The organism is Caulobacter sp. Root1472 (genome assembly GCF_001426985.1).
Lineage (GTDB): Bacteria > Pseudomonadota > Alphaproteobacteria > Caulobacterales > Caulobacteraceae > Caulobacter > Caulobacter rhizosphaerae.
This window is the reverse complement of record NZ_LMFX01000049.1, coordinates 62419-83798: the sequence shown is the minus strand read 5'-3', so window position 1 is coordinate 83798 and position 21380 is coordinate 62419. Positions and strand designations below refer to the sequence as shown.

Annotated in this window: 29 protein-coding genes, 1 other RNA gene and 1 pseudogene; 9 read left to right on the top strand and 22 right to left on the bottom strand. The window is 68.7% G+C overall.

Annotated features, from left to right (window positions below; genetic code table 11):
• Nucleotides 1–30: 30 nt before the first annotated feature.
• Nucleotides 31–1224: an alpha/beta fold hydrolase gene (locus ASD47_RS23090; protein WP_056761891.1), complete on the bottom strand. Its 1194-nt coding sequence runs from the start codon at nucleotides 1222–1224 to the stop codon at nucleotides 31–33.
• Nucleotides 1225–1326: 102 nt separating this feature from the next.
• Nucleotides 1327–2127 (bottom strand): CAP domain-containing protein, encoded by an 801-nt coding sequence (locus tag ASD47_RS23085; RefSeq protein ID WP_056762115.1) that lies wholly within the window; start codon nucleotides 2125–2127, stop codon nucleotides 1327–1329.
• Nucleotides 2128–2176: 49 nt separating this feature from the next.
• On the opposite strand from ASD47_RS23085, the gene ASD47_RS23080 reads away from it, so the two are divergent.
• Nucleotides 2177–2740, top strand: coding sequence for a nucleoside 2-deoxyribosyltransferase (locus tag ASD47_RS23080; protein WP_056761890.1), 564 nt, complete (start codon nucleotides 2177–2179; stop codon nucleotides 2738–2740).
• A gap of 37 nt (nucleotides 2741–2777) precedes the next feature.
• Here ASD47_RS23080 and ASD47_RS23075 read toward each other — a convergent pair whose 3' ends face one another.
• Nucleotides 2778–3476 carry a methyltransferase gene (locus ASD47_RS23075; protein ID WP_235526121.1) on the bottom strand — a complete coding sequence of 233 codons (699 nt, stop codon included), beginning with the start codon at nucleotides 3474–3476 and terminating at the stop codon, nucleotides 2778–2780.
• A 200-nt stretch (nucleotides 3477–3676) separates the two neighbouring features.
• Between ASD47_RS23075 and ASD47_RS23070 the strand changes: the two genes are divergently transcribed.
• Nucleotides 3677–4687, top strand: a complete 1011-nt coding sequence (locus ASD47_RS23070; RefSeq protein WP_162251703.1) for a polyprenyl synthetase family protein — start codon at nucleotides 3677–3679, stop codon at nucleotides 4685–4687.
• A gap of 1 nt (nucleotide 4688) precedes the next feature.
• Nucleotides 4689–5231, top strand: coding sequence for a hypothetical protein (locus tag ASD47_RS23065; protein WP_056761888.1), 543 nt, complete (start codon nucleotides 4689–4691; stop codon nucleotides 5229–5231).
• Nucleotides 5232–5237: 6 nt separating this feature from the next.
• Here ASD47_RS23065 and ASD47_RS28345 read toward each other — a convergent pair.
• Both ASD47_RS28345 and ASD47_RS23060 read right to left on the bottom strand, forming a co-directional pair.
• Nucleotides 5238–5357: pseudogene (locus tag ASD47_RS28345) on the bottom strand (hypothetical protein); the annotation flags it as partial.
• Between the two features lie 4 nt (nucleotides 5358–5361).
• Nucleotides 5362–6210: an FkbM family methyltransferase gene (locus ASD47_RS23060; protein ID WP_056762113.1), complete on the bottom strand. Its 849-nt coding sequence runs from the start codon at nucleotides 6208–6210 to the stop codon at nucleotides 5362–5364.
• Nucleotides 6211–6375: 165 nt separating this feature from the next.
• On the opposite strand from ASD47_RS23060, the gene ASD47_RS23055 reads away from it, so the two are divergent.
• Nucleotides 6376–6777, top strand: coding sequence for a YccF domain-containing protein (locus ASD47_RS23055; protein ID WP_056761887.1), 402 nt, complete (start codon nucleotides 6376–6378; stop codon nucleotides 6775–6777).
• Here the strand turns inward: ASD47_RS23055 and ASD47_RS23050 are convergent.
• From ASD47_RS23050 to fumC, 6 genes are read right to left on the bottom strand one after another with little or no spacing between them, the layout of a single operon-like run.
• Nucleotides 6774–7091 carry a CcdB family protein gene (locus ASD47_RS23050; RefSeq protein ID WP_051339603.1) on the bottom strand — a complete coding sequence of 106 codons (318 nt, stop codon included), beginning with the start codon at nucleotides 7089–7091 and terminating at the stop codon, nucleotides 6774–6776. The two genes, ASD47_RS23055 and ASD47_RS23050, sit on opposite strands and share 4 nt — an antisense overlap.
• The gene (locus ASD47_RS23045; protein WP_056761886.1) at nucleotides 7085–7327 is read right to left on the bottom strand and encodes a type II toxin-antitoxin system CcdA family antitoxin; all 243 of its coding nucleotides are present in this window, start codon (nucleotides 7325–7327) and stop codon (nucleotides 7085–7087) included. Before ASD47_RS23045 ends, ASD47_RS23050 begins: the two co-directional genes overlap by 7 nt.
• Before the next feature lie 31 nt (nucleotides 7328–7358).
• Nucleotides 7359–8129, bottom strand: a complete 771-nt coding sequence (locus ASD47_RS23040) for an AAA family ATPase (protein ID WP_056761884.1) — start codon at nucleotides 8127–8129, stop codon at nucleotides 7359–7361.
• Nucleotides 8126–8809: a phytanoyl-CoA dioxygenase family protein gene (locus ASD47_RS23035; RefSeq protein WP_056761882.1), complete on the bottom strand. Its 684-nt coding sequence runs from the start codon at nucleotides 8807–8809 to the stop codon at nucleotides 8126–8128. Before ASD47_RS23035 ends, ASD47_RS23040 begins: the two co-directional genes overlap by 4 nt.
• Nucleotides 8806–9252, bottom strand: coding sequence for a GNAT family N-acetyltransferase (locus ASD47_RS23030; RefSeq protein ID WP_056761881.1), 447 nt, complete (start codon nucleotides 9250–9252; stop codon nucleotides 8806–8808). The genes ASD47_RS23035 and ASD47_RS23030 overlap by 4 nt, the downstream gene beginning before the upstream one ends.
• A gap of 2 nt (nucleotides 9253–9254) precedes the next feature.
• Nucleotides 9255–10646, bottom strand: coding sequence for a class II fumarate hydratase (gene fumC / locus ASD47_RS23025; RefSeq protein WP_056761879.1), 1392 nt, complete (start codon nucleotides 10644–10646; stop codon nucleotides 9255–9257).
• Nucleotides 10647–10775: 129 nt separating this feature from the next.
• Between fumC and ASD47_RS23020 the strand changes: the two genes are divergently transcribed.
• Genes ASD47_RS23020 through ASD47_RS23010 form a run of 3 tightly spaced genes read left to right on the top strand, consistent with a single transcriptional unit; the run spans nucleotide 10776 to nucleotide 12097 of the window.
• The gene (locus ASD47_RS23020; protein ID WP_056761877.1) at nucleotides 10776–11315 is read left to right on the top strand and encodes a DUF1697 domain-containing protein; all 540 of its coding nucleotides are present in this window, start codon (nucleotides 10776–10778) and stop codon (nucleotides 11313–11315) included.
• A 54-nt stretch (nucleotides 11316–11369) separates the two neighbouring features.
• Complete coding sequence (locus tag ASD47_RS23015; protein WP_056761875.1) at nucleotides 11370–11693, top strand: YbjQ family protein; 324 nt, start codon at nucleotides 11370–11372, stop codon at nucleotides 11691–11693.
• A 2-nt stretch (nucleotides 11694–11695) separates the two neighbouring features.
• Nucleotides 11696–12097, top strand: coding sequence for a RusA family crossover junction endodeoxyribonuclease (locus ASD47_RS23010; RefSeq protein ID WP_056761874.1), 402 nt, complete (start codon nucleotides 11696–11698; stop codon nucleotides 12095–12097).
• Nucleotides 12098–12141: 44 nt separating this feature from the next.
• Here the strand turns inward: ASD47_RS23010 and ASD47_RS23005 are convergent, their stop codons facing one another.
• From ASD47_RS23005 to ASD47_RS27995, 7 genes are all read right to left on the bottom strand, one after another.
• Nucleotides 12142–14340: a serine hydrolase gene (locus ASD47_RS23005; RefSeq protein ID WP_056762112.1), complete on the bottom strand. Its 2199-nt coding sequence runs from the start codon at nucleotides 14338–14340 to the stop codon at nucleotides 12142–12144.
• Between the two features lie 118 nt (nucleotides 14341–14458).
• Entirely contained in the window at nucleotides 14459–15259 is an 801-nt protein-coding gene (locus ASD47_RS23000) for a C13 family peptidase (RefSeq protein WP_056761872.1), read from the bottom strand.
• A gap of 7 nt (nucleotides 15260–15266) precedes the next feature.
• Nucleotides 15267–15752 carry a PaaI family thioesterase gene (locus tag ASD47_RS22995; RefSeq protein ID WP_056761871.1) on the bottom strand — a complete coding sequence of 162 codons (486 nt, stop codon included), beginning with the start codon at nucleotides 15750–15752 and terminating at the stop codon, nucleotides 15267–15269.
• Between the two features lie 4 nt (nucleotides 15753–15756).
• Entirely contained in the window at nucleotides 15757–16242 is a 486-nt protein-coding gene (locus tag ASD47_RS22990) for an SspB family protein (RefSeq protein WP_056761869.1), read from the bottom strand.
• A gap of 299 nt (nucleotides 16243–16541) precedes the next feature.
• Nucleotides 16542–16906: a transfer-messenger RNA gene (gene ssrA / locus ASD47_RS26350) on the bottom strand.
• Nucleotides 16872–17159, bottom strand: coding sequence for an Atu4866 domain-containing protein (locus ASD47_RS22985; protein ID WP_056761867.1), 288 nt, complete (start codon nucleotides 17157–17159; stop codon nucleotides 16872–16874). Before ASD47_RS22985 ends, ssrA begins: the two co-directional genes overlap by 35 nt.
• Nucleotides 17156–17284, bottom strand: a complete 129-nt coding sequence (locus ASD47_RS27995) for a hypothetical protein (RefSeq protein WP_255355536.1) — start codon at nucleotides 17282–17284, stop codon at nucleotides 17156–17158. The genes ASD47_RS22985 and ASD47_RS27995 overlap by 4 nt, the downstream gene beginning before the upstream one ends.
• A gap of 243 nt (nucleotides 17285–17527) precedes the next feature.
• On the opposite strand from ASD47_RS27995, the gene ASD47_RS22975 reads away from it, so the two are divergent.
• Nucleotides 17528–18436, top strand: coding sequence for an AraC family transcriptional regulator (locus ASD47_RS22975; RefSeq protein WP_056762111.1), 909 nt, complete (start codon nucleotides 17528–17530; stop codon nucleotides 18434–18436).
• A gap of 122 nt (nucleotides 18437–18558) precedes the next feature.
• Entirely contained in the window at nucleotides 18559–19221 is a 663-nt protein-coding gene (locus ASD47_RS22970) for an aquaporin (protein WP_056761864.1), read from the top strand.
• A gap of 54 nt (nucleotides 19222–19275) precedes the next feature.
• Here the strand turns inward: ASD47_RS22970 and ASD47_RS22965 are convergent, their stop codons facing one another.
• The 4 genes from ASD47_RS22965 to ASD47_RS26345 form a co-directional block, all read right to left on the bottom strand.
• A complete protein-coding gene (locus tag ASD47_RS22965) occupies nucleotides 19276–19506 on the bottom strand; it encodes a DUF6289 family protein (protein WP_056761862.1) in 231 nt (76 codons plus the stop codon).
• A gap of 71 nt (nucleotides 19507–19577) precedes the next feature.
• The gene (locus ASD47_RS22960) at nucleotides 19578–20429 is read right to left on the bottom strand and encodes a hypothetical protein (RefSeq protein ID WP_056761860.1); all 852 of its coding nucleotides are present in this window, start codon (nucleotides 20427–20429) and stop codon (nucleotides 19578–19580) included.
• Nucleotides 20430–20431: 2 nt separating this feature from the next.
• Complete coding sequence (gene ilvN, locus ASD47_RS22955) at nucleotides 20432–20980, bottom strand: acetolactate synthase small subunit (protein ID WP_056761859.1); 549 nt, start codon at nucleotides 20978–20980, stop codon at nucleotides 20432–20434.
• Nucleotides 20981–21319: a GIY-YIG nuclease family protein gene (locus ASD47_RS26345; RefSeq protein ID WP_082564764.1), complete on the bottom strand. Its 339-nt coding sequence runs from the start codon at nucleotides 21317–21319 to the stop codon at nucleotides 20981–20983.
• Between the last annotated feature and the right edge of the window lie 61 nt (nucleotides 21320–21380).

The window sequence follows — 21380 nt, the reverse complement described above, 5'->3', positions numbered from 1 at the left end:
AGGGCCCGCCGTTTTTCGTTTTCTCAGATCTCAGGAGCTTTCATGAGCTCCCAGCACCGCCGGGGTTTCGATCCGCTGGCTCGCCACGGACTCGGGTTGCACGGACTCGGCGAAGCTCTCGATCGCCGCCGTGTAGAGGTTCGCCCGTTCCAGGAAGCCCATGTGGTTGACGCCGTCGACCATCTGCAATCGAGCCTCCGGCGCGGACCTGGCGATCTCGCGGCTCGCCTCCAGTTTGGTGATGATGTCGACTTCGCCGCCGATCACCAGGACAGGCGTCTGGAGGCCTTCGAGCGCGCCGGTCGCGTCCCAGCGGAACATGGCCAGATTGCCCCGCGCCTGGACTGCGGGGGCGTTGCGCGTGGCGAGCAGGGTGGTGTGCTCCAGCTGGCTGCGCGTGACGAACCGGCCAAAGCCAAAGCGATTGGCCAGGTGCGCCGATCCGCTCAGATAGCTCTGCCAAGCGCTGAGCCAGGCCACGGGCTGCAGCCAGATCGTCAGGTGAAGCAGCGGCTCCAGCAAGGGTCGTCGCAGGGCCTGGAACAGGCGGCTGAAGACCATGGTCCGCAGAGGATTGGTGTAGGTGGTGTTCAGCAGGGCCACGCCGCGAACCTTGTCGGCGAAGAGGCGCGGGTGGTCGCGCGCCAGGGTCTGGATGGTCATTCCGCCGATGCTATGCCCGACGAGCACCGCGGGGCGTTGGCCGGTAAGGTCTAGGATGGCCGCCAAGTCGTCCGCGAAGCGAGACAGATCGATCTTGCCGGAGGAGCCGCGTCGCGACTTGCCCAGCCCCGCCAGGTCCCACGTGATGACGCGAAACCGCCTGGCCAGGTCGTGCCGGGCGTAAAACCAGATCGTACTGTCCAGGCCCCAGCCATGGGTCAGGATGATCGGCGGTCCGTCGATGGGGCCCGAGACCTCCACATGCAGCTCGCCGCCGCCGGGGCTCTTGACGATCTGCCCAGCGACTCGGTCAGGACGTGTGCGCCGCGTGTCGGGCTTGGCCACGAGCGGGACAACCAACCATTTGCCCAGGAACGACCAGGCCAGGAGGGCCAGGCCCGCCCATAACCGCCAGTCCTCGTCGCGAACGCGCCGCGCCAGGCCATCGGGAGCGACCACAAGGTCGCCTTGCCACCAGCTCCAGATCAGATATCCCGCCGCCGCCAGGACGGCCCAGGAAAGCAGGGAAAAGATCAGTCGCAGCAGGAAGAGGAGAGGCATTGGCGGGTCCGGTGGGTGGAAGATCCCAACGACCGCCCGGCTGTGATGTTCCCGGGGCGACGCCCAGGGAAAACATAGGATAATCGCCGCCGCTCTGGCTTCTCACCCCAGCACGAACACCGGCCCCCAGGCCACCTGGTACTTCCGGGCGCCGGTCGACAAGTGCGGGCGCAGCTGCCAGGCCCCCGGCGGCAAGGTCCGGGCGCCGGGGGCCTCCACATAAGTCTCGACCAGGGGTTCGGCGCCAGGCTCCGACACCGAGAACTGGTCGATGCGCGGGACCGCGTTGGACAGGGCCGAGGCGATGGAGGCGACCGAGGCCACGCGGAGCGGGGCCGGGGCGGCCAGGCGGGCGGAGACCTCGGCATAGGCCCCCACGGCGATCACCTCGCGGCCCCGGCGCAGCACCCCGTAGCCGACATGGGTGAAGCCTGGCGACAGCAGGTTGGCGCGATGGCCGGCGCTGCCCTTCCACTGGCCCATGATCTGATCGGGTCGCACGGCGCCGTCGGCGTTCAGGCGCTCGGCGATGTTCTCGGCCGGGGCGCCGACCAGGTCGCGGGCCAGCAGCCCGACCCGGGCGGCGGGGCCGAAACCCTCGCGGGTCATGTGGTCGAAGACGCCGGTGCGGGCGATGTCGGCGGCGTGGGCGCGGGCCGCCAGGGCCAGGCCGGGATCGGGCGCGAGTTCGGAGAGGCTCCGGCCCCGCCGGAAGAGGTCGCCCAGGTCGCGCAGGTTGGTCTCGAAATCGGGATCGAAGTCGCCCCGGCTCTCGGCCAGTTGCTGGCGCAGGCGGCGGTCATAGGCCAGCCACGGGTCGCTCTGCGCGGCCTCGGCCAAGCTTGGCGCGGCGAGGGCGGCGGCGGTCGCGGCGATCAGCGCGCGGCGGTTTGGGGCGATCATGGTCTTCAAGGCGGTTGACAGCGTCCTGTTTCGGCAAGTTGTAAGGGGCATGAGACCCGTACGTTCCATCTGGCTGGCCGGCCCCGAGCCCTGGCTTCCCGACGCCGAGGCGCAAAGCGCGCGCCAGCGCGCCTTCTGCGCGGACAACGGCTTCACCGGCCTGACCGCGCCGGCCATCGTCGAGACCCAGGCCGACAATGTCGAGGTCCAGGCCCGCGAACTCTACGCCGAGAGAATGGCCAAGCTGCGGCAGGCCGACGCCGGGATCATCAACCTGACGCCGTTCCGCGGACCGTCCTGCGCCAGCGCCGCGGCGTTCGAGGCCGGGGTGCTGGCCGGGCTGGGGCGTCCGGTCATGGCCTATGTCAATATCGCCGACGAGAGCGAGGCCGAATATGTCGACCGGGTGGAGGTGCATGTCGGCGCCCAGCGCGACGAGCACGGCGTCTGGCGCGACGGCGACGGCTGCGTGGTCGAGGACTTCGGCCTGCCCGAGACCCTGATGCTGTGGGCCGAGGCGCGGCGCCTGTTCGTGATCATCACCGACGATCCGCTGCACGACCTGACCGGGCTGGAGATGTGCCTGGAGGCGCTGGCGCTGTACGCGGAGTAGGGAGCTTCGAGGTCCTCCCCCACGGGGAGAAGTTCGCTCACCACCCCAGCGCCGCGTCCCCCCGCAAAATCGCCTCGGCCGCCGCCGAATGCCCCGGCGCGTCGCGCTCGTGCAGCACCAGCGGCGGCAGCAGGACCAGCGGAGCCTTGCCAGTCTTGATCGCCCGGACGATCACTCGCTTGGCCGGGGCGTCGGCGAAGGGCGCGATCGGGCGGATTTTGAACGAGCCGGCCTTAGGGGCCAGCAGCGCCAGGAGGTCGGCCAGGCGGTCGGCGCGGTGGATCAGGGTGAGGCTCCCGCCCTCGCGCACGGCCTTCAGGCAAAAGGCCGTCCAGGCCCCTAGCCCGCCGTCGGCCATCCAGGCGCCGGATTTCTCCGGCGCGGGCGCGCGCAGGGCGGCGGGGTCATCGAAGAACGGCGGATTGCTCATGACCGCGTCGAACACCGGCAGGTCCAGCGCGCGAAAGCCGCGCTCGACATCGCCGCCGACGATCTCGACCCGATCCTGGAGCGCGTTGAGCTCCGCATTGCCTCGGGCCAGCTCGACGGCGACGGAATCGCGCTCCATGCCGACGAATCGGGCGCCGGGGCGCCGGACGGCCGCCGCCAGCAGCGCGCCGCCCACCCCGCAGCCGGCCTCTATCACCCGCTCGCCGGGCCCCGCGTCGCAGGCGGCCGCCAGAAGGGCCGCGTCCATGCCCGCCCGGTAGCCCGCCACGGCTTGGCGCAGTCGCACGCGGCCGTTCAGGACGGCGTCTTCGGTGACGCTTGGCGGGCTTCCGGCCGCGGGTATCTCGTTCGGCAACGTTTCAAGCCTTGTGCTCGCCTTGACCCTGACCTATCCCGCCACCATTGTCGCTCGCAACGGCTGATCAAGCCCAAGGGACGCGAGGCGTACGCCGACCGCCGGCGGGCGTCAGCAGGGAGAGTATGGTTTTGGACGCAGCTGCAGCGACCCTCGCCCGCCAGCCGGGATCGGTGGATCGTCTCGTGCGGCTGGCCGCCGCCGACATGGCCGGGGTCGATGCTCTGATCACCGCGCGCATGCAAAGCGAAGTGCCGGTCATTCCCGCCCTGGCCGAGCACCTGATCGCCGCCGGCGGCAAGCGCCTGCGTCCGCTGCTGACCGTAGCCGCCGCGCGCCTGGCCGGGTCGGACAACGACACCTGCCTGAAGCTGGCGGCCGCCGTCGAGTTCATCCACACCGCCACCCTGTTGCACGACGACGTGGTCGACGGCAGCCAGCTGCGGCGCGGCAAGGTCGCGGCCCATCTGATTTGGGGCGCCGCGCAGAGCGTGCTGGTCGGCGACTTCCTGTTCGCCCGGGCGTTCGAGCTGATGGTCGAGACCAACTCGATGAAGGCGCTGGAGATCCTGGCCCGTGCAAGCCGCGTCATCGCCGAAGGCGAAGTGCTGCAGCTCACCCGCAGCCACGACCTGAACCTGTCGCAGGCGCTGTACCTCGAGATCATCGCCGCCAAGACCGCCGAGCTGTTCGCCGCGGCGTCGGAGGCTGGCGGCGTCTCGGCCGGGGTGACGGCGGCCCAGTCGGACGCCTTGCGCGCCTATGGCATGAACCTGGGCCTGGCCTTCCAGCTGGCCGACGACGCCCTGGACTACGGCGGCACCACCGAGGCGCTGGGCAAGAACGCCGGCGACGATTTCCGCGAAGGCAAGGCGACCCTGCCGCTGCTCCTGGCCATCGCCCGCTCGGGCCCGCGAGAGGCTGAGTTCTGGGAACGGGCCATTGGCCGCCGCGAGCAGACCGAGGCCGATTTCCGTCGGGCCCGCGAGCTGATCGTCGGCACCGGGGCGCTGGAGGCCACGCTCGACCTGGCCGCCAACTACGCCGACAAGGCCAAGGCGGCCCTGGCGGGCTTCCCGGCCAACGACTGGCGCTCCAGCCTCGAGAGCCTGGCCGACTTCGCGGTCAGCCGGCGAGCCTGACATGGCCAGGGCGGGGCGGCGGGCCTCCTCCGAAACAGCTCGCGACGAACGGCACGGCCACGACCACGCGCACCACGCCGGCGAGGCGGCCGGCCGGGTGATCGGTGGCGGCCTGGGCGTGGTGATCGGTTTTTGCGTCCTGCTGCTGATGTTCGGCCCGGTGCTGTGGGCTCCACTGTGGGCGGCCGTTTCCACAGCGATGCAGGTCAAGGCGCTGGCGCACAATGGCTGGCTGACCGCTGGCGCGGCGATCGCCGCCGGCCTGGCCGTGGCGTTCCTCCAGGTCCTGCTGCTGGTCCAGAAGAGCCCGCTGCTGCGCTATCCGGCCGTGCTGCTGTTCTCGCTGGCCTGGGTGGGCGGACTGTGGCTGGAACTTACGGCGCCGCCGCACAACTGGCTGGCGCCACCGCCCTGGCATGCGCCCGGACCCTGGGCGATGGCGGTCGTCGGCGCCGGCACGGTGATCTATGCGGGACTTTACCTGCTGATCCTCACCCGCTTCGGCAAGGGGCGGTGGGCCAAGCGGTGGCAGTTGATCAAGTAGGCGGTTGCGCCTTGCGTCCTTCGAGGCCCGCTGCGCGGACGCCTCAGGATGAGGAGCTTTGTTGCTGCTGAATTCCTCATCCTGAGGTGCGAGGCGAAGCCGAGCCTCGAAGGACGCACGGCGTTCAGCCCTACGCCTTCAGACACAGGTCCAGGTGCGTGCCGTTGTCGTCCTCGACGTGGCGCGTCCAGGCGGCGTCGATTCGGGCGATCACCTCGGCGGCGTCGGCGCCCTTGACCGTCTCGCGCTTCTTCTTGCGGTGCAGGATCTCGACGCCGTAGCCCAGGTCCAGGAAGAAGCTTAGCAGGGCCGAGCCCTCGGCGCGCGAGGTCTCGGCCTGGAAGCGCGGTGAATATTCCAGGAAGGTGATCGGTTTCTGCTCGGCCATGAAGGCCTTGGCGCCCATGAAGGCGCGATATTCCATGCCCTCGATGTCGATCTTCATCACGTCGACCTTACCAAGTTCGCCGCGCAGCAGGTCGATCGGCACCACCGGTGCGAAGTCGTAGTCGCTCAGGTCGTCCGGCGCGGCCTGGCCGGCCGGCTCCAACTGGTGATTGTTGTGCATGGTCTGGCGGCGCAAGAAGGCCGTCTCCAGGGTGTCGGACACCCCCACCAGGATCAGGCGGATGTTGTCTATGGCGTTGGTCTTGGCGCTCTCCAGGATCACCCGGCCGTTGCCTGGGCTCATCTCGATGGCGATCACCCGGCCGGTGGGACCGACTTTCTTGGCGGCGGGCAAGGCGAAGGCGCCCCAGCTGGCCCCGACGTCCAGCACGGTCATGCCGGGTTTCAGGGTCTGCAGGAAATAGTCCAGCACCCAGGGCTCGTAGTCCTTGCCGTCCAGCAATTGCTTGGTGATCACCCAGTGGTCGGGCATGCGGAACGTGCAGCCGCGGAACTTCACCGAGGCGGGCACAGGGGCCGCGCCGACCGGCAGCGAGATCGCCTGGTGCTTCTTCTTGCGGAACAGACCCATCGTGCCCTCGTTCTGCGCCTCGCGCGGAATCGCGTCGCGCCTTTGTTTCGAGCGCGTCACATAGCGATACCTTGTGGCAAGGTCACGTCCGGCGAAGGGAAAGGCGAAGCTCGACATCACCCGCGATTCGTCCCACGCCTAGGCTTGCGACTTCCGGAGGCCGTCATGATCCGCCTGCTGCTCAACATTCTGTGGTTCATCTTCGGCGGCTTCATCTCCGGTTGCCTGTGGCTGCTGGGCGGGCTGCTGCTGGCCATCACGATCGTGGGCCTGCCCTATGCGGGCGCGGCCTGGCGCATCGCCGGCTTCGCCTTCTGGCCCTTCGGCAAGGAGATCGTGCCGCGCGACCTAGTGACCGGCCGCGAGGACCTGGGCACCGGTCCCCTGGGCTGCGCGCTCAACGTGATCTGGTTCGTCCTGGGCGGTTGGTACATCGCCCTGGCGCATCTGATCGCCGCCGTCGCCGAGGCGGTGACGATCATCGGCATCCCGTTCGCGATCAAGGACCTGCAGCTGGCCGTCGTGGCCCTGGCCCCGATCGGCCGGACCGTGGTGGACCGGCGCTAGAAGCCGGTGAACAGGCGGTCGACGGCGCGGCGGATGTCGTCTTCGTAGGCGGCGAGGGAGCCGCGCGAGCGGCCCAACCGCAAACGTTCGATGTTGGTCAGGAAAGCCGTATTCACGACCAGGCGTTCATCCGCGAAGTTCACCTCGACCAAGATCTTGCCGCCATGCACCGATTGATCGAGCCGCATCATGGGCGCGATGACCAGCGTTGGCAGCGCCTCGAACAAATGGGATTGCAGAACGACGACATAAGGGACCTTGGCGCGCGTGATCGCGCTCGGATTGTCGAAGACGTCGTACTGACGGATCACCACGTCCGCAGATCGTCCCCGAAGGCGCCGTGTTCCTCGACGAACCGATGAAGCGCTTTGATCGCGTCGGCGTTCTCGTCCGCCCACCGCCGCGCACGTTCCTCGGCGCAGGCGGGGTCCACTTTCTGGAGATGCAGTCGAAGCTGCGTCTCGCTCATGCCGGCCACGGAAATTTCCAGCCGCTTGGCCTGCGCCAGCAGTTCCGGATCGATGCCGATGTCGAGTTCGACCTTGCCCATGGGCGAAGGCTAACACGCCCCTCGCCGCGCGTCAGGCTTCGAAGTCGTCGTCCGCCAGCAGCACGTCCAGGAAGGTCTGGCGACGGTTGAGGAAGTTGCGGGTCACCTGGAAGTGCTCGGTGTCCTCGTAGTCCACGCGATCGAGGCCGCGCTCGGAGGCCTGGTAGATCCAGGCGTCGGGATAGCCCAGCAGGATCGGCGAGTGGGTGGCGATGATGAACTGCGAGCGGGCCAGGACCAGTTCGTGCAGCCGCGCCAGGAACGACAGCTGCCGCTGCGGCGACAGGGCCGCCTCGGGCTCGTCGAGGATGTAGAGGCCATCGCCGCGGAAGCGGTTGTCAAACAGGGCGAAGAAGGCCTCGCCGTGCGACTGTTCGTGCAGGAGGCGCTCGCCATACGCCGGTCCGATCGGTGGGCCGCCGGCGGGATCCTTGTCGAGATTTTCGATCTCTGTCCCAATATTGAAGTAGCTCTCGGCGCGCAGGAAATAGCCGTCATGCGCGCGAAGGGGACTACGCACGGGACGAATGAAGCGATGTAAATCCGAATGTGAGCTGCGGGTCGAAAAACTGAAATTGCGTGACCCGCCCTCGGCGTTGAAGCCCCAGGCCACCGCCAGGGCCTCGATCAGGGTCGACTTGCCCGAGCCGTTCTCGCCGACCAGGAAGGTCACATGCGGATGGAATGCCAGGGTGTCGAGATCTCGCACCACCGGCAAATTGAAAGGGTAGGCGCCAGCGTCCCAACCCTCTCGCCGCTCAACGCGGGCCTCGATCCAATAAGGGCGGTCGAGGGCGGTCATCCGCTGGAAAGTCCCGCCCAAGCCAGGCCGCCGGGCAAGTCGAAATCGGCGTAATCGATCTGTAGGACCCGCCTGCGTCGGGGCGGGTTGGCCCGGTCGGAGGTGTGCAGGATCGGGGTGGCGTAGACCCAGACGTCGCCGGGTTCGGCCAGGCAGGTGATCACGGAATGCTCGGCCGCGCGGACGGCGGCGTCCTCCGCGGCCACGCGGCCCAGGCGGTGCGAGCCCAGAGCCGCGCGTAGCGGGGCGTTGCTGGCGTCGACGGGGTCGAGATGGACGCGCAGGGTGATCATTCGCGCCAGGATCTCGAACGGCGGGGCGACGTGCAAGACGCCGTCCTTGGTCGACCAGGGGCCGAAGCCCGCCACCTCGACTCGACGGGCGACGGGCAGGGTGCGGTCCTGGTGCCAGGCCACGGCCCAGTTGGCCTCGGCCGTCTTGTCGAACATCACCGCGCGCACCACTCGGGCGGCAGGAGAGGTGAGGGTGGCGGCCAGGGCGCCGATCGCGCCCCGGAAGGCCAGCAGGTCGGCCAGTATCGCGTCGCCGCGCAACCTGGCGCCGGGACGGGCGCCGATACGCTCGTTGGCCAAGGCGCGCAGGACCTCGACGGTCGCGTCGTCGAGCACGGCAGGAAACAGCGCCGCGCCATCGCGGGCGAAGGCGAGGGACGGGGTCATCCGACGCTCCGCCGCAACAGGTGGGTCCAAGGTCCCGAAGGATCTGGCGAGAAGCCTTGCGCCTCCCAGAACGGCGCGGCGACGGGGGAGGCGGCGGCGTTGCAGGTGAGGAGGTCGACCTGGTCGAAGGCTTCCTGGATCAGGGCGGAGGCCAGGGCGCGCGCCACGCCCTGGCGGCGGAAGGCGGGGCGGACATAGAGGCGGCGCACGCGGCGGGCGGGTTCGGCCGCGGCGGGCTCGACCGACAGGCCGCCGATCCCGGCCAGTTCGCCGGCCAGCAGCGCGCCCAGCAGGGCCTCGCCGTCGTCCTCGAAGCGCTGGTCGGCGCTGGCCCAGCCCTCTGCGAGCCGAGCCATGGCGCCAACGCCCTCACTCGCCGCGTCGGCGAGGAGGGCGTCAAAGCCGTCCGGCAGGTCGTCGATGATCCGGACCAGCTGGATCAAATTCAGCCCGGCGAGATCATGTTCTCGGGGCGGACGTACTGGTCGAACTCTTCGTTGGTCAGGTAGCCGCCGCCGACGGCTTCCTCGCGCAGGGTGGTGCCGTTCTTGTGCGCGGTCTTGGCGATCTTGGCGCAGGCGTCGTAGCCCAGCTTGCCGTTCAGGGCCGTGACGAGCATCAGGCTGTTCTCGACGCCCTTGTTGATGTTGTCGACGCGCGGCTCGATGCCGACCACGCAGTTGTCGGTGAAGCTGATCGCGGCGTCGGCGACCAGGCGCACCGACTGCAGGAAGTTGTAGGCCATCACCGGGTTGAAGACGTTCAGCTCGAAATGGCCCTGGCTGCCGGCGAAGGTGACGGCGGCGTGGTTGCCGAACACCTGGACGCAGACCTGGGTGAGAGCCTCGCACTGGGTCGGGTTGACCTTGCCCGGCATGATCGACGAGCCCGGCTCGTTTTCCGGCAGGCTGAGTTCGCCCAGGCCGGCGCGCGGGCCGCTGCCCAGGAAGCGGATGTCATTGGCGATCTTGAACAGGCTGGCGGCGACGGTGTTGATCGCGCCGTGGCTGAAGACCATGGCGTCGTGGGCGGCCAGGGCTTCGAACTTGTTCGGAGCGGTGGTGAAGGGCAGGCCGGTGATGGCGGCGATCTGCTCGGCCACCTTCTCGGCGAAGCCGATGGGGGCGTTGAGGCCCGTGCCGACCGCGGTGCCGCCCTGGGCCAGCTGCATCAGCTTGGGCAGGGTCTGCTCGATGCGCTCGATGCCGTTGGCGACCTGCTGGGCGTAGCCGCCGAACTCCTGGCCCAGGGTCAGGGGGGTGGCGTCCTGGGTGTGGGTGCGGCCGATCTTGATGATCTTGGCCCAGGCGTCGGACTTGGCCTTCAGGGCCTCATGCAGGTGCTTCAGGGCCGGCAGCAGATCGTGGACGATCTGCTCGGCGCAGGCCACGTGCATCGCCGTCGGATAGGTGTCGTTCGACGACTGGCTCATATTGACGTGGTCGTTGGGGTGGACGGGCTTCTTGCTGCCCATCTCGCCGCCCAGCATCTGGATCGCGCGGTTCGAGATCACCTCGTTGGCGTTCATGTTCGACTGGGTGCCCGAGCCGGTCTGCCAGACCACCAGCGGGAAGTGTTCGTTCAGCTTGCCTTCGATGACTTCGTTGGCGGCCGCCACGATGGTCTCGGCGAGTTTCGGGTCCAGCTTGCCCAAGGCCAGGTTGGCCTCGGCGGCGGCGCGCTTGACGATCCCCAGGGCGCGGACGACCGGAAGCGGCTGCTTCTCCCAGCCGATCTTGAAATTGCCGAGCGAACGCTGGGCCTGAGCGCCCCAGTACTTGTCGTTCTCGACGGCGATCGGGCCGAAGGTGTCGGTCTCGTTGCGCGTGGCGGTCATGCGGCGGGTCTCCCGGAAAAACGGTCGAGCGGGGTCTAGACCCAAGGCGCGCCCAGGGCAACGTTCCCCGGTTGCTCACGGACGCGGTCGCGGGTACGACGGGAACAATCAAGGAACGGAGTTCGCCCGATGAGCCCTCACATCGCCCTGCTGCGCGGCGTCAACGTCGGTGGCCGCAAGGTGCTGAAGGACGACCTGCTGGGCCTGGCCAAGGACCTGGGCTTCGACGACGCCAAGACCCTGCTGGCCAGCGGCAACCTGGTGCTGTGGGGCAAGGCCGAGGCAGACGCCCATCTGGAAAAGCGGCTGGAGGACGGCCTGGAAAAGCGTATGGGCCTGCGCACCGAGTTTTTCGTCCGCACCTCCGCCGAGTTGAAGGCGATCATCGACGCGAACCCCTATCCGGACGAGGTCAGGAGCCACCCCAACCACCTGCTGGTGCACTTCATGAAGGCCGCACTGCCGGACGGCGACGAAGCCACGCTGCGCGCGGCGATCACCGGTCCGGAGACCTTCAAGGTCGGAACGCGCGAACTCTATATCGATTACCCCGAGGACGTGGGCCATTCGATGCTCGACCGGGACTGGAAGAAGACCAAGAGGTCCCCTCTGGGCACCGCCCGCAACTGGAACACGGTGCTGAAGCTGGCGACGATGGTGGGTTTGTAGGGGACGCGGCCCGCCGGCCTTGGCTATATCGACGGCACGCCAAGGAGATATCCCATGCTCGTCGCCACCACCAATGACCTGCCCGGCCACCGCATCGTCGCCCATCTGGGCCTGGTGCGCGGCGTCACCGTCCGCTCGCGCAGCGTGATCGGCAATATCGGCGGCTCGATCCAGTCGATCTTCGGCGGCAAGCTGTCGATCTATGTCAACCTGGCCGAGGCGGCCCGCAAGGAGGCCTACGACCTGCTGGTGGCGCACGCGACCGAGATGGGCGCCAACGCCATCCTGGCCATGCGCTACGACGCCAACGAGATCATGGAAGGCATTACCGAGGTCCTGGCCTACGGCACCGCCGTGAAGGTCGAGCCGATCGCCTAGCGATGCCTCCTTTGGGTGAGAGTGACGGCTGGATCCACCACGGCAAGGTCCGGGCCCGCGAGGCCGACGGTGAACTGACCCTGGTGGTCGACGGCCTCACCACCCAGGCCAAGTACTACAAGCCGCTGATCTACGAGTTCTTCCGCAAGGTCTGGCGCGGGGCGCGTCCGACCTGGGGCGAGTTCTCGGTCGAGATCGGCATGGAGTTCGTCGGCGAGCCGCCGTGGATGGACCTGGACAACTTGGCCAAGGCCCTGCTGGACGCGATCAAGGGCTACGCCTTCCACGACGACGCCCAGGTGGCCCGGCTGCTGGTCGAGCGCCGGCCGGCAGAGCGCGAACGGATCGTCATCGTGGTGCGCCGGCTGGAATCGCGTTTCCTGCGGGCGACGCTGGAAGACTGAGGAGCGGCTGAGAACAGGCCCATGGGCCTGTCCCCGTTTTCGCTCTAGGCGTTCCAGAACTCCAGGAAGCCCCAGGCCGCCAGCAGCAGGGCGAAGCCCAGGAAGATCAGCGTGGTGCAGCTGAAGGCCAGCTTGCGCAGCGCGGTCCAGCTGTCGACCCGCCGGCCGCCTCGCCACACCACCGGCAGCATGGCCAGGGTGGCGATGGTCAGCAGGGTGGCCACGAAGGCGCAGGCCGAGGCGCTGAGCAGCCAGCCGCTGGGCCAGCCATAGAACGCCCGGGCCATGTCGTCGGCGCCGCTGGCGAACACGCCCACGCCGACGAGGGCGACCAGCCAGAGGATCGCCTGGATGGTTTGCAGCAGGCTGGCCCGGGCCTGGGTCGGGGTCTGGCGCGCCTCGCGGCGGTCGCGGGTGGCCACGCCGACCAGGGTCGCCAGGGCGGCCAGGGCGGCCAGGACGGCGAAGGTGGTCAACAGGCTGCGCTGGTGGGGGAAGTCGATGCGCTCGAACGCCGCGCCGCCGGTGGGCGAGAAGAACCGCGCCACCTTGCCGTCCTCGCGCTGGAACACCAGCAGGCCCGCGCCGCTGGCGGGCGCGAACGTGTCGGGCTGGTCGGTGGCGGTCCATTGGCTGGACTGGCCGTCGATCGTCAGGGTCAGACGGCCGTCCGGCGCGGCCCGTACGGTCGCCTGGCCGATCAAGCGGTCGATGAAGCCTTCCAGTCCGCCATAGGCGCGCCGGGTGGTCAGGAACTGGCCCTCATAGGCGCGGGCCTCGTCGCGGGTGATCTTGCTGGCGGCGGGGATCTCAGGGCGCGGGGCGTAGAAGCGCTCGATGATCGTCGAGGGCAGGCTGGCGGGCAGGTCGGCGCCGGTGTCGGTGTTGACCGCCACGAACACGCCCAGGCCCAGTTCGGGGACCATGACCAGGTTGGAGTGGAACCACAGGGTCGCGCCGGCGTGGCCGAAGCCGCGGCGGCCGCCGGGCAGGGGGATGTCCATGAAGCCGGCGTTCCAGCCCGGGGCGCCCTCGGCCGGGCGGTACATCGGCGTGCGGAACATCGCGCTGGTCCGGGGCGAGAAGATCGTCCTGCCATCGATCGTCCCGCCGTTCAGCAGCAGGGTCATGTAGCGGGCCATGTCGCCAGCCGTGCTGGAGGCGGCGCCGGCGGGGGCGATGTGGCCGATGAACTCGGGCGCTTCGGTCTGGAAGCCCAGCGGGGTCCAGCGGAAGCCGTCCGACAGGCCGGCCGCCAGGGCCGGCGCCATCGGGGCGGGCAGATCGTCCCGCCACGGGCGGTTCTCGCGGAAGGTCGTGTGGGTCAGGCCGGCGGGCAGGATCACCTGGTCGGCGATCACCTTCTCGAACGGCTGGCCGGTCACGTTGGCCAGGGCCTCCCCCGCCAGGCCGACGCCATAGTTGGAATAGGCCGGCAGCAGGCCCGGCTCGCGCACGCGGTTGGGGCGCTCCTGGCGCAGGTACAGTTCCAGGGGCCGTTCGCGACGTGGGTCGCGCTCGAACAACTGGCCCAGGGCCCGGTCCTCGAACCCGGCGGTGTGGGTCATCAGGTCGCGCAGTCGCACCGGGGTTTTCTTGCCCTGGTCCTTCAGTTGCAGTTTCTCGGGCAGGTAGACGTTGATCGGGGCGTCCAGGCGCATGCGCCCGGCCTCGACCTCGTTCATCAGGGCGATCCAGGTGAAGGTCTTGGAGATTGAGCCGACGCGGAACAGGGTGGTGTCGGGATCGACCTGGCGACGGTCTCTCAGGCTGGCGACGCCATAGCCCTTTTTCAGCACCACCTGACCGTTCTGGACCACGGCGACGGTCACGCCGGCGATGTGGTCGCGGGCCATGCGGTCGCGGACGACGCCGTCGACATAGGCTTCCAGGTCGGCGGGGGGCAGCGGGGCGACGGTGGAACTGGCGGGGGCGGGCGACAGCGCGGGCGCGGCGGTTTCCGGCGAGGCCGCCGTCGGGGGCGCCGCCGCCGTTGCGGCCGTCGCCGTCGTGGCGCGGGTCGGGGTCGCCGTACGGGCGGCGACCGGCGCGGCGGGGCGTGGGCGCGGCGCGCGGCGGCGCACCGTCGAGGTGTAGGGGATCGGTTTGGAGGGCAGGACGGCGCTCGTTGCCGCCGGCCGTCGGGCCGGAGCGTCCTGGGTCTCGGCCACCGTCGCGCCAAACAGGCCGCACCCGATGATCGCCGCCGAAACAACAGCCCTGAACGAAAGACGCAGCGTCACGAACAAGACCTCGCCGGCTTCTGGAAAACTAAGAGTGATCAGACTTCTAGGGCGCCCCGGGCGGGGATCAAGGGGATGTGGTCCTGCCCGGGCGTCTTTCCCGTGGACGCCTGGCCGGTCAGCGTCGTTTTGGGGAAGCGGCGGGCTTGATGGGAGCGCGTGGCGGAAAGGCGTAGAGCGGCAGCAGCGGCCTCAGGCCCGCGCCGATCCACAGCTGCGGCTCCGAGGCCGGTTCGGCGCCGGTGTCGCGCTCCCGCCGCGCCACGCAAGCCTGCACCGCCCGGCCCAAGACCGCGAAGTCGTGGGCGGCGGGGGCCGACGACAGGAAGCAGTCGTCGAAATAGGGGTACTTGTCGTCCTCGCTGCAGCCGAACGACGTGCGGTCGGGCCGCGCCGCGGTCAGGATCATCCGGTCTTCGCGCTGCAGCGGCTTGACGAACACCCCAGAAAAGCAGGCCGAGACCACGATGATCGATGGGCGGGCCGGGCAGGCGTCGTCGACCATGGCCGCCAGCAGGCTGGGCGGAAGGATGTCCTCCCCCAGCAGCGCCCCCTCGGGCGCGCCGTGGCTGGTGAGATAGACCAGGCATCCGGCCGTGCGCTTGGTCGCCAGGTCGCGCAGGTCGGCGTGGATGGCGCCCAGGTCGGTCTTGCGGGGCTTGGGGGCGGGATAGCGCCTGGGGCGCATCGAATATTGACGGATGGCGTCGGGAGAAAATCCAAGGCCGAGCAGGGTCGCGCTCACGTCGCGGCGAGCGTTGTCGAAGGCCTCCGTGGGGCCGCCCGAATGGGCGCGCCAATCGCCGGCCACCACGACGGCGGCCCAGTTGGAGAACGACGGGGTGTCGGCTTGAGCCGGCGCGGCGGCCAGCAGCGACGTCAGCAGCAAACCCAGGATCAGGCTCGCGAACCGCCGCATGATCCCGTTACGTCTTGAACTTCGAGAACGGCGTCGGGATCGCGGTAGCGCTGGCCCGGGCCAGCAGCCGGCCTTCCGGATCGTAGAGTTCGCCCTCCAGGAAACAGACCGTCCTGCCCTGCTTGACCACCCAGCCGACACCCTTGAGCGGGCCGGGCAGGGCCGGACGCAGGAAGCTGGTCTTCATCTCGAGCGTCGGAACGACGGACGTCATGCCCGAGGCGATCATGCCCGCCACCGACATGCACTCGTCCAGCATGGCGCAGACGAAGCCGCCCTGGACCTGGCCCATGGGATTGCCGACCGCCTCGACCGAGGGCGCAAAGGCGATCTCGACCCGGCGTTCGACCTGGTTGACCGACAGCATGTGGAAGCCCAGCGTGCGGGCGCTGCCCGGCGGGTTCTTGGACGTCTGAAAGCGCGCCAGGATCGCCTCGTCCGTCAGGCTCTGCGGCGCATCGAAAGCCACATCGTTCGGGGCGATGTCGCTCACCCGGCTACTTCTTGCGGAACTGGTCGAGGGAAATGATCTTGGGCGCTTCCTCGCCGCCTTCGGTGGCGGCGGCGACCTCGGGTTCCGGCTCCGGCTCGGGCTCCTGCGGCGCGATCTCGGGCGCCTCGAACTGCAGGGCGAACTGCACTGACGGGTCGTAGAACCGGGTCACCGCGGCATAAGGGATCGACAGCCGCTTGGGCTGGCCGCCGAACTTCAGGGTGACCGAGAAGAAAGTCTCGCCCGGCGCCAGGTCCCAATACTGGTGCTGCAGGATGATGGTCATCTCGTCGGGATACTTGCCCAGCAGGTCCTGGGGGCCCGACACGCCCGCCGCCTGGGTCTTGAAGGTGATGTACAGATGGTGCGGCTCGGGCAGGCCGCCGGGCGCGGCGGCCTTCTTCAGCGCGGCCTTGACGACGCCGCGCAGGGCGTCCTGGGCCATCGCCTCGTACTGCATCAGGTCTTCAGGCGGATTGGTCTGGGCCATGCGGTCCATCGTAAGGCGGGAACTGGAACGAAGCGCGCAGAGTAGCGTGTCGCAGGGGCGGCGAGAAGGTGGGGGAGTAGGGGAATTTTACAATTGGCCCGACGGCTTTCCCTGCTGCTGGAGGAGGGAGTCTCGGCGATGTCGTGAAAAGTGGAGGGATTCTGTTGGCAGGCTCCCGCATCCTTCAGCAAGGAAGAGGAGGGAGCCTCGGCGATGTCGTGGAAAGTGGAGGGATTCTGTTGGCAGGCTCCCTCATCCTTCAGCAAGGAAGAGGAGGGAGCCTCGGCGATGTCGTGGAAAGTGGAGGGATTCTGTTGGCAGGCTCCCTCCGGGCCCCGCCTAAGGATCTGAACCCCTAGGACTTAAGAGGCGAGATCACCCGCACCGCATTACGCGGCGATGGCGAACTCTTCAGCGAAGTTATCGTTCGCAGTTAGTTTAGCGGCCCGATACGGTGAGCCACGCCGAGAGAAAGCATACACCTTTACACGTCTGTCGATGCTGATCGGCCCCATGAAGTCCCGTGATAACTCGGGAGGTTTTGGTGGAGCCGCCGGGAATCGCACCCGGGTCCAGTCCGCTTATTACGTGCGCGTTTATCCCCATAGTCCGGGCGAACCCGAACGCCCTCAATATAGGGGGTGAGGCTCGCCATGGGAAGAGCGACGCCGCCATTGACGAGGGTGGGGCGCAGGACGTGGCGGCGGCGCCAGGCTCAGCCGGCCCTCGGTCAGGCGGCCCGACAGTTGGCCGCCGCCGTCCTCGAACAGCCGGATGTCGTCGCCGATCAGCTCGTAATGACCGGCGAACACCAGTTCCCCTTCGTGGCGCTCGTCGAAGCGGCCGTCGGGGCGCAGTTCCAGGCTGACGCCTCCGTCGGCGCTGGCCCAGACGCCGGAGACGCGGCGGCCGGTCAATGGACAGCTCCCCATGCGGCGCCGCTGAGGGCGGAGGCGGCGGTGAAGAGGGCGGTGGCGGTCAGCCAGGCGGCGACGAACCACCGAGGCGCGGCCTGGGGCCGGCGGGGCGTGTAGCGGGTCATGACATCCTCGGGGGCGGACGGCCGCCGCGTCGTCCGGTCCTGGGCCGACGGCTGTGGCCGAGAGCTCGGGAAGGGGCGGCGATGGCGGCGGGGGCGGGACATCCCCACCATGACCCATGGATCGTCGTTCGCGATAGACCGATGCTGCTCCTTGATTGCACGATCCTGCACATCATGTCTGGCGGAGGTGACGGCCCCCCGCGCCGGGTGTAGGGCAAGCGCCATCAGAAAAAGGAAATGTCGATGGTCGAGCCGGGCGAACTCGCCGCTCTGATTGAACGATACGCGCCTACGGACGGCGATCACAAGGTCTGCGAAAAGGCCTCCCTGCATCGCGCCAGCCAGCCCAGCGAGCCGACCCACGGGGTGTTCGGCGCCGCGGTCTGCGTGGTGGCCCAGGGACGCAAGCAGGTGCTCAGCGGCGGATCGGTCCTGGTCTACGACGCGCTGAACTATGTGGTCGCCTCGGTTGACCTGCCCGTGATCGGCCAGGTGGTCGAAGCCTCGCCGGAGGCGCCGTACCTGTCCTTCCGGATGACGCTGGACCCGGCGGTGATCGGCGACCTCCTGCTGCAGCTGGGCGGCGAGCCGGCGCTGGCCCAGGACGCCGGGCCGCTGGTCGGAGCCATGGCCGTCAGCCAGGTCAATCCGCCCCTGCTGGACGCGGTGATGCGGATGGTCCGGCTGATCGACACGCCGCGTGACGCCGCCGTGCTGGCCCCGCTGATCGAGCGCGAGATCCTCTACCGCATGCTGCTGGGCGACCAGGGGCCGCGCCTGGCCCAGATCGCCCGCGCCGACGGCCGCATGCGCCAGGTCAAGCGCGCCATCGGCTGGATCACCCAGCACTTCAACCAGCCCTTCAGCATCGAGGAACTGGCGGCCGAGGCGCGGATGAGCCCTTCGGCCCTGCATCGCCACTTCAAGGCGGTCACGGCGCTCAGCCCGCTGCAGTACCAGAAGCAGATCCGCCTGCAGGAGGCGCGCAAGCTGATCCTGGCCCAGCGGCTGGACGCCGGTTCGGCCGGCCACGCGGTGGGCTACGACAGTCCCTCGCAGTTCAGCCGCGAATACGCGCGGCTGTTCGGGGCTCCGCCCCTGCGCGACGCGGCCCGCCTGAGAGGCCGGCCCGACATGCTGCTGGAGACCTGACGCCCGTCGGTCGCCCGCCGATCGCCAGCGCATTTCCCCTATTCCAGGACTCGCCAAATAGAGACAAGGTTGTACCGCTTGTCTTCAAGGTGAAGTGCGGGCGCGGAGCGGGAGATCGCGAAATGTCAAAAATTGTTGCCGAGTTCATCGGCACGTTTGCTCTTGTGTTGTTCGGTTGCGGTGCGGCCGTGCTGGGCGGCGACCATGTCGGACAACTTGGCATAGCCTTGGCGTTCGGGTTTGCGATCGTGGCGATGGCCTACGGCATCGGTCCGGTGTCGGGCTGCCACGTCAACCCGGCGGTCAGTCTGGCGGCCTTCGTGGCCGGGCGGATGAGCGCCAAGGAGATGGGGTTGTACTGGATCGCCCAGTTCGTCGGCGCGACGGCGGGGGCGGCGGTGCTGCTGCTGATCGCCGGCGGCACGGCGCACGGCCTGGGCCAGAACGGCTGGGGCACGGGCTACGGCGGCGGCTTCGGGGTCGAGGCCGCCTTTGCGTTCGAGGTGGTGATGACCGCCCTGTTCGTGATCGTCATCCTCGGCTCGACCGGCACCGACGCCGCCCCAGGCTTCGCGGGGCTGGGCATCGGCATCGCCCTGGCGGTGATCCACATCGTCGGCATCCAGGTGACCGGCGTCTCGGTCAACCCCGCCCGCAGCTTCGGCCCGGCCATCCTCGTCGGCGGCCAGGCTGTAGCGCAGCTGTGGCTGTTCTTCGTCGCCCCGGCGATCGGCGCCGTGCTGGGCGCGCTGCTCTACCGCTTCAACGTACTGAAGGTCGGCTAGCTTCGGCGGAACGGCGGACCACTGAGGTCATAACCGCAGTGGTCTGTCGGAAGCTTAATCGCAGGGCGTGGAGGTGACGTCCGCATACGCCGTCTGCACGCCGTTCGAGAAGAAGTGACCGTTGCAGGCGAGCAATGTGTGTCCGACCTCCTCGGTGTGGGAGGCGTCGGAATAGTAGTAGGTCTCGACCTCGTGGGTGGGCAGGGCGAAAGCGACGCCGGCGGCCAGGGCCGAAGCGGCGACGACCGACAGGGCCAGAATCTTAAAGGTTTTTGACGGGCGCATGGTGGACTCCTCCTGGAGCGCTCACTCTTGCATCGCGCCGCGAGCGCCACAATCGAAGATTGATCTCGTCCCTATGGGCGAGTATTTACGGTTGGCGGGTCTTCCGGCGGCAACGGCGCCGCCGGTGGCTGAGGGCGGTTGTTCTCGCCGGGCTTCAACTGACCGCCCGAGGCGATCAGGGAGTCGTAGGCCCGCTGCTGGCGCGAGAAGTCGCCGCCGCGCGCGAAGACCGCGTCGAACCGGGCGTCGCGGCCCGAGGCCGCCGACAGCGCCGCGGCCAGGGCCGGCGCGATGGAGCCCACCTCGGCGTCGTCACAGGCTCGGCGCAGGTGGCGGGCCTGGCCGGGGACCAGCAGGGTGACGTCCCACGAGACGCCCTCCAGGCACACCGGCTCCACGGCCCCGCCGCCATAGTCGACGATCACCGACCGCGGTTGGCTCCACATCGGCGCGCCGACCAGGGCTTTCAGCGGCGGGATCTGCTGGGTGGCGAGCTCGGCATCGATGTCGACGCGGCGGCCGATCTCCGGCGTACAGCAGCCCAGGCCGGCGCGAGCCTGGACGAAGGCGCGGCCGTCGCGGCGCACGGTCACCCGAACCACCGCCTGGCGCACGCCTGTGGCCGGGCGAGCCCAGACCTCCAGCACCAGTTCGCCGGGCTTGATCAGCTGGCTCTGCAGGGGCTGCAGGCCCCAGAGCCGGTAGAGCAGGGGATCGACGCCGTTGTCGATCGGAACCAGTTGCTCGCCCTTGCGCAGGCGGCGGCCCTGAAACGGGTCCTGCTCCGGGGGCGGCTTGGGAATCTCGGGCGACCACCAAACGGCAGGATCGGGCGGCGGGGCGGGCGGAGCCTGGGCGGCGGGCTGCTGGCCGACCAGGGCGAACCCCGTCAGCAGGCCGGCCAGAAGCATCGCGCCCGTCATGGCTACATCCCTTCAACACCCCGCTCGATGGAAAGCACGCCGGTGCGCGACAGTTCCACCAGGCCCAGCGGCCGCATCAGGTCCAGGAACTTGTCGATCTTCGACGGCGCGCCCGAGATCTCGAACACGAAGCTTTCCAGGGTGGTGTCCACCGGCTTGGCGCGGAAGATCTCGGCGATGCGCAGGGCCTCGACGCGGTCGACGCCCTGGCCGCGCACCTTGACCAGCGCCAGCTCGCGTTCGACGCCGTTGGGATCGCGGGTCACGTCGTGCACGCGGCGGACGCTAACCACCTTGTGCAGTTGGGCCTCGATCTGGTCGAGCACGTGACGGGTGCCGCGGGTGACCACGGTGATCCGGCTGGTGTGGGCCTTGCGGTCGGTCTCGGCGACGGTGAGGCTCTCGATGTTGTAGCCGCGGGCGGCGAACAGTCCGACCACCCGGTGCAGCACCCCCGGCTCGTTGTCGACCAGCAGGGCGAAGGTCGCGGTCTGCTCGACCTGTTCGTTCGGGGCCATGTCGTAGGCGGAGGCGGGTTGGAGGTCGGTCATCTAGGGCGCTCTGACTCTGTGCTCTTGTTGTTTGGGTTTGCCGCTGCGACGACGCGACAGGGACGGTAGTGCATCCCAATCGCCGCGCATCATCGCTTCTTTCTTGGCGCGGGACCAACCTTTGATCCGACGCTCGGTGTCGATAGCGTCGACGATGTATTGGAAGGGCTGACACCATACGAGCTTCACGGGAAGCCGACAGGCTGTGTACTCGCCGCGGCGACCCTCTTGATGCTGAGCGACGCGCACCTCTACATCCGGTCCTCGATGAGAGCCGACATAGTATGAACCGTCGCGGCACTGGAGCATGTAAACCCATGCGCTGTTGAGATCGTACATCGGCCCTGCGTCCTTCGAGGCGAACCTTTCAGGTTCGCACCTCAGGATGAGGAAGGATGTG